At 61.0% G+C, this 4,903-nt stretch carries 4 protein-coding genes and 1 pseudogene; 1 reads left to right on the top strand and 4 read right to left on the bottom strand.

Annotation, left to right across the window (positions count from 1 at the left end; translation table 11 throughout):
- Positions 1-85: 85 nt before the first annotated feature.
- From ACH2EH_RS09895 to ACH2EH_RS09880, 4 genes and pseudogenes are all read right to left on the bottom strand, one after another.
- Complete coding sequence (locus ACH2EH_RS09895; RefSeq protein ID WP_395141233.1) at positions 86-688, bottom strand: Uma2 family endonuclease; 603 nt, start codon at positions 686-688, stop codon at positions 86-88.
- A gap of 54 nt (positions 689-742) precedes the next feature.
- Positions 743-865 (bottom strand): annotated as a pseudogene (locus ACH2EH_RS09890) (adenylate/guanylate cyclase domain-containing protein); the annotation flags it as partial.
- The gene (locus tag ACH2EH_RS09885) at positions 858-1,559 is read right to left on the bottom strand and encodes a tetratricopeptide repeat protein (RefSeq protein WP_395141231.1); all 702 of its coding nucleotides are present in this window, start codon (positions 1,557-1,559) and stop codon (positions 858-860) included. The gene ACH2EH_RS09885 and the pseudogene ACH2EH_RS09890, both read right to left, overlap by 8 nt.
- The gene (locus tag ACH2EH_RS09880; protein ID WP_395141230.1) at positions 1,499-3,274 is read right to left on the bottom strand and encodes an ATP-binding protein; all 1,776 of its coding nucleotides are present in this window, start codon (positions 3,272-3,274) and stop codon (positions 1,499-1,501) included. Before ACH2EH_RS09880 ends, ACH2EH_RS09885 begins: the two co-directional genes overlap by 61 nt.
- An 84-nt stretch (positions 3,275-3,358) precedes the next feature.
- Between ACH2EH_RS09880 and ACH2EH_RS09875 the strand changes: the two genes are divergently transcribed.
- Entirely contained in the window at positions 3,359-4,714 is a 1,356-nt protein-coding gene (locus ACH2EH_RS09875; RefSeq protein ID WP_395141228.1) for a glycine-rich protein, read from the top strand.
- The last annotated feature ends 189 nt before the right edge of the window (positions 4,715-4,903 follow it).

The following is a 4,903-nucleotide window of genomic DNA, read 5'->3' as shown; positions in this document are numbered from 1 at the left end:
GATCCGCCATCAGGCGGCGGGTGAAGCCGATACTTCCGGCTCCGATCATGGCAACTTTAAGGGGCATAGGTCTTCCTAATTTTAGTTATTTGTTTTCGTTTTCTGTCTCTGAAGGCGGGGGCAGAATCTGGGCAATCACAATGCTGTGCTCCGGCGCGGCCTGTGGCGAGAGCGCCTGTGTCTCGTCGTAAGTGATGACACTTCGGTAGACATCGTCGCTCGGATCGCGGTGGACGATCACGGTGCGCCCTGTAATATTGACGATCCAGTACTCAGGAACCCCGGCAGTGGCATAGAGCGTCGCCTTCTGGCCTTTGTCGCGCCCGAGCGTGCTATCGGACACTTCCACCACCAAGCGAAACTCACTGCCCGGCGGAATACCCGTCTTGAGATACTCACGTCGCGGCTTGATTGTCACGGAGGCATCCGGCTCCGGCTCGCTCGTGGGCGATGCGGCGAGCGAGCCAGGGATACGAACATAGTCCCAGCCGAAGCACTCGACTAAGGCGCGTAGCAGCTCCATATTGACAAAAGTATGCGGTTCATTGGGCATAATTTTAACGATTTCTCCGTTCAGTAGCTCGTAGCGGCCATCGGCAAAAAGCCCGGCAGCGGCCATCATGCGAAAGCCTTCACGGGTCCAGCGAACATGTCCGGTTTCGGGGTCAGCGGTGAGCGTCGTGTTCATACGATCATTTTACTCCAGCACCAGCGCAATCGCTTGTTTCAGTGTGAGGCAGTGCACCACAAAATCGTGGCGGGCGAGTGCGGCTTGCATGGCCTCGGGGTGCGCTTCCCAGAGCTTCGTGCTGCCCTCAATGTCCGTGAACAGAAACGTGACCGTGCCTGTAGGAAGGTTAATCATCGTTTTTCTCCAGCGCGTGTTCGATGGCCTGCTCCAGGGGTTGGCTGTGGCCCGCTGCCCACGCCACATTGAAGGCATCGCTGCCGAGGGCTTGTCGGGCCGCGACGATATTGGCGAGCTGTAACTCGCGTTCGTGAGGCGCGAGAGTGGCACCAGTCGTCTCCCGGATTTTCTCAATAGCACCATAAAGCTGCGTCGCCAAGGTGGCATCGTCTTCTCGCAGAGCAAGCGTGGCTCGCGTTTGTAGACAGTGAATCAGGCCCATCAGATCCCAAAGCTCGCGCTGAATCTGTGTGCCCTCGGCCACGAGCAAATGGGCTTCGGCATACCTACCCAGTAGGATAGCAACCTCAGCAAGGTTGGTGAGGATCATCCCCTCACTCTCGCGGCTCCCCCCAAGCCGGATCGCGTCGAGAGCTTCGTAATAGAGAGTCCTGGCGTCCTCCAGATTTCCTTCATCCTGCGCGACACACGCCAGGTTGTTCAGAGAGACACCCGTTCCCCAGTGATCCTTGAGCGCACGGCGGATTTCCAGGCTTTTCTCGTGCAGGGCGCGTGCTGCCTGAAGCTCATTCTGCTCCTGCGCCACGAGCCCCAAGTTGTTGAGCGCAGCCGCTCTCTCCCGCTGCCGCCCTAGAGCACTCCAGATAGCCTCAGCTCCGCATCGCTCCCCTCCGCCTGCTGGCTGGACCACTCCAGAGCGGATCTCAGGTTGTCTTTCTCACGCTCCAGTCGGTCGTGCCAGACCGTTTGGTCCACGCCGAGGAGGTAGGGCTCGGCCTGCTCGGCCAGCTGAAGAAAGTGATCCCGATGCCGGTCGCGGAGCTCCTCCCCTTCGATAGAGAGTATTGCTTGCGCCCAGGCGAATTCCCGTACGGTCTCAAGAAGGTGGTAGCGAGGGGTGACGGGGCTGGAGAAGACCAGGTTCTTCTCGACCAGCCGCAGCAGCAGGTTCAAGACCTCCTCCTCCTCAATAATGCCTCCCCTGCCGACCACCTCAGCGGTTTCCACTGTCCACCCGCCAGAGAACACGGCGAGGCGACGCAGGAGCACTTTTTCCGCATCGGTGAGCAGGTCATAGCTCCAACCAATGAGTGCCTGCAGGGTTCGGTGCTGTGGCAATGCCCTACGACTTCCTCCGGTGAGGATGCGGAAAGAGTGCTCAAGTCGTTCCGCGAGCTTTTCGACCGGTAGCGCACCAAGGCGCGCCGCAGCTAGCTCGATGGCGAGGGGAATACCGTCTAGGCGGCGGCAGATTCGTACGATGGAGGGAGCGGTGGAGGCGGTCATCTGGAAGTGTGGGTCTGCTAGCCGGCCCCGCTCCAGGAAAAGGCGAATCGCCTCAAACTCTATCAGGATCTCGTGGGGTTGGTCCTCAGCACCGGGCAGTGAGAGACAAGGAACCCGGTAGGCTTGCTCGCCGACCACTCCCAGTGCCTCCCGGCTCGTGGCGAGGACACGGACGTGAGGGCAGGCACGCAGGAGAATCTCCACAAGATCCGCCACGGCCCCCAGCAAGTGCTCGCAGTTGTCTAATAGTACCAGCAGCCGCTTCTCCCGTAGCGCCTCCGCAAGCTCGCGCCCTGCGCCTTTTCGGACGCCGAGCGTCTCGGCGACCGTCTGGGTCACCAGCTCCGCATCCACGAGGGGGGCTAGCTCGACGATCCAGACACCATCGGGATAGTCGTCCAGCACTTCGGCAGCAAGCTGGACACTCAAGCGGGTCTTTCCGGTGCCGCCTGCTCCTGTCAGGGTGAGAAGGCGGGAACGATCCAGCAAGGAGCGCGCTTCCGCCATCTCGGTTTTGCGCTCGACGAAGCTGGTGAGCTGGTGAGGTAGGTTGTTGGGGAGCGCATCGAGCGAGCGCAGCCGGGGAAAGTCCTCGCGGAGATCGGGATGCACGAGCTGGAAGACGTGTTCCGGAGTGCCAAGGTCGCGGAGGTGATGGATTCTCAGATCCCGGAGGGCAAAATGGAGCGGCAGATCGTGACGCACAAGTCCCTGGGTTGCCTCGGACAGCAAAACTTGGCCTCCATGCCCGATGGCGAGGAGGCGTGCAACACGGTTCAGCGGCGGGCCAAAGTAATCGCGATCCCTCACCTCGGCGACTCCCGTGTGAAGTGCGATTCTGACGTTGAGGGGGAGCTCTGTGGTCTGCAGGGATGTGAGCTGCTCTTGAATCCGGGCCGCAGCACAGACAGCCTGCCGCGCGGTGGTGAAGGCGGCGCAAAAGGCATCGCCGATGGTCTTGAAGACGTGGCCATTATGCGTCTCGATGGCGTCGCGGAGCAGCGCATCGTGGCGTGCGAGTGCGGCTTGCATCTGCTCTGGGTGCGCTTCCCAGAGTTTGGTGCTTCCCTCAATATCGGTGAACAGAAATGTGACAGTTCCAGCGGGTAGATTACGCATCGGCTTATTGTAACCTTTTTGTGAATTGGTGCGAGGGATTTTCCATTTCAGAAATCTTTCAGGGTGGTGTGCTATAGTGCCCTCATGGAAAACAAGACTCAACCCAAGCGCCTCACCCGAGGCGGCTTTCTGACGGCACTGGCGCTCTCGGTGACCAGTGCGGTAGGCATCTTGCAAGGCTGTAGCGGCGGTGGTGGCGGCACGCCTGATCCGGGCATTACACGAGATCAGCTCATCGCACGCTGGAATACGATCTCGATGAGTGGTGAGGGCAAGAACACGACCTGTCCGGGGACGATTACGTTTGCCGATGGCTCCTCGACAGACTGTGGCAACGGCTTCATGCAGCTCAACGCCGATAACACCTACACCGGTAGCTTTGGCATCGCCAATCAGGCCGACGCGGGAACCTGGACTTTTGCAGGAACGACCCTGACCCTGAACTCCAGCGCTGCCGGACGCGCTCCCTTTCCGATGACAGTCACGACGGCCAACGCCACAACGCTGGTGGTGGTTTCGGACGGTGTCACGGTCAACCACACGAAGGCCTCTGCAACGCCCGTCCCGACGGCTGTACCAACGGCTGTTCCTACACCGACCCCGACGCCTGTTCCCACTCCCACACCAACCCCAATGCCGACTCCAAGGCCCATCATCAAGCAAGCCTTCACTTATACGGGGGCAGATCAGGACTTTGTGGTTCCGACTGGCGTGACCTCGCTCACGGTGAAGCTGTGGGGAGCAGGCGGTGGTCAGAACGGTGGCTCGGGAGCCTTTGTCAGTGGGACACTTGCCGTTACACCGGGTGAGACCCTCAAGATGGTCGTCGGAAACGGAGGCCAGTTCAAGCTCAATGGCACCACCTTCGCTGCGTTTGGAGGTGGCGGTAAGGGTAAGGGCGATACCGTTTGGGCGGGTGGTGGTGGTGGCGGCTACACCTCCATCCGACGTCCCGCAACCTTCGACAATGTCGTCATTGCAGGCTCCGGTGGTGGTGGGCAGTTCTATGGCGGCGGCGGTGGCGGCGTCGCCACAGGGCTGACAGGTAGCAGTGGAAGTGGCTCTTCGGGTGGTGGTTTAGGCGGAACCCAGAGTGCTGGTGGTGCTGCGGGGGGCGGGAGCTTCTCGGGAACCTCAGGTTCCGGGCTTGTGGGGGGAGATGGGGGGCCGGTCAGTGGGGGAGGAGGCTCCGGCTTCTATGGTGGTGCAGGGGGCGGGAAGAATAGTGATAATGGCGGCGGTGGTGGCGGCTCCTCGCGAACCAGTAACCTGACGGGTGTCACCAGTGCACCTGGCCTCACCCAATCCTCCTCGGCGGATGTTTCAAGCCCTCGCTTGCCCGGCGGCGCAGTGGACAGCGATTATGTTGCGGGAGTCGGGGTGGGGGGCGCGAACAACCAGGTGGGTGGCAATGGGCGTATCGTGATCTCCTACCAGTAAGATACTCTCGCTCTGCCCCGCGCCACTCTCTGGCGCGGGGCTTTTTCAATTTAGGGTCAGCGGGAGTAGACACCCGTGGGCGACCAGCTCGCGCTGGGGCCACCGGAGAGCCCGACGGGCACCGGGTAGATCGTGATATTCTCGCCATTGATGCTCAGGGTCATCTGGCTCGCAGCCGCTTCCACCCCT

The organism is Armatimonas sp., assembly GCF_043760365.1.
In the GTDB taxonomy this organism is placed as follows: domain Bacteria; phylum Armatimonadota; class Armatimonadia; order Armatimonadales; family Armatimonadaceae; genus Armatimonas.
Note: the sequence above shows the minus strand (reverse complement) of the source record. Positions and strands in the feature narration are given on the sequence as shown.

Coding starts and splice junctions, on each gene's coding strand:
- ACH2EH_RS09895 (WP_395141233.1), bottom strand. CDS start 688: ATGAACACGACGCTCACCGCTGACCCCGAAACCGGACATGTTCGCTGG.
- ACH2EH_RS09880 (WP_395141230.1), bottom strand. CDS start 3,274: ATGCGTAATCTACCCGCTGGAACTGTCACATTTCTGTTCACCGATATT.
- ACH2EH_RS09875 (WP_395141228.1), top strand. CDS start 3,359: ATGGAAAACAAGACTCAACCCAAGCGCCTCACCCGAGGCGGCTTTCTG.